This window comes from Vibrio sp. Vb0888 (assembly GCF_033338835.1).
GTDB classification, from domain to species: Bacteria; Pseudomonadota; Gammaproteobacteria; order Enterobacterales; family Vibrionaceae; genus Vibrio; species Vibrio alginolyticus.
The window spans coordinates 1-1,245 of the sequence record NZ_JAWOTL010000186.1; the positions used below are offsets into that span (position 1 = coordinate 1).

At 48.9% G+C, this 1,245-nt stretch carries 1 protein-coding gene; it reads left to right on the forward strand.

The genetic code is table 11. From position 1 onward, the window contains the following. Positions 1–1,245: energy-dependent translational throttle protein EttA (gene ettA / locus R7P72_RS24900; protein ID WP_318110945.1), on the forward strand; the 1,245-nt coding region annotated here is incomplete at both ends.

The window sequence follows — 1,245 nt, forward strand, 5'->3', positions numbered from 1 at the left end:
TTAGGTCTGAACGGTGCAGGTAAATCCACACTGCTACGTATCATGGCAGGTATCGACACGGATATCGACGGTGAAGCACGTCCACAACCGGGCCTAAACGTTGGCTACCTACCGCAAGAACCAGTACTCGATGAATCGAAAACCGTTCGTGAAGTCGTTGAAGAAGCAGTTGCTGACGTTGCTGACGCACTGAAACGTCTTGACGCTGTGTACGCTGCATACGCAGAACCAGATGCAGACTTTGATGCCCTAGCGAAAGAGCAAGGTGAACTAGAAGCTCTGATCCAAGCAAAAGACGGTCACAATCTAGAAAACACGCTAGAGCGTGCGGCAGATGCACTTCGTCTACCTGAGTGGGACCAAAAAATCGCTCACCTATCTGGTGGTGAACGTCGCCGTGTAGCAATTTGTCGTCTGCTTCTATCGAAACCAGACATGCTACTACTCGACGAACCAACCAACCACTTGGATGCGGAGTCGGTTGCATGGCTAGAACGCTTCCTAGTGGATTACTCTGGCACTGTTGTGGCGATCACCCACGACCGTTACTTCCTAGACAACGCAGCAGGTTGGATTCTTGAACTTGACCGTGGTGAAGGTATTCCATGGGAAGGTAACTACACCTCTTGGCTAGAGCAGAAAGATGCACGTCTACAACAAGAAGCATCACAAGAAAGTGCTCGCCAAAAGACCATCGAGAAAGAACTTGAATGGGTACGTAAAAACCCTAAAGGTCGCCAAGCAAAATCTAAAGCACGTATGGCGCGCTTTGAAGAGCTACAAAACACTGAGCACCAAAAACGTAACGAAACCAACGAGCTGTTCATCCCACCAGGTGAGCGTCTAGGTGACAAAGTGATTGAAGTGAAGAACCTGACTAAGTCGTTTGACGGTCGCGTTCTGATTGATGACCTATCGTTCAACATGCCTAAAGGTGCGATCGTGGGTATCATCGGTGCCAACGGCGCGGGTAAATCAACGCTATTCAAGATGCTAAGCGGCACTGAACAACCTGACTCAGGTACCATTGAGATGGGTGACACAGTGAAACTCGCATCTGTTGAGCAGTTCCGTGATTCAATGAACGATAAGAACACGGTATTCCAAGAGATTTCTGAAGGCGCTGACATCATCAAGATCAACAACTTTGAAATCCCTGCGCGTGCGTACTGTTCACGTTTCAACTTCAAAGGCTCAGACCAACAGAAAGTGATTGGCGAGCTATCTGGTGGTGAGCGTAACCGT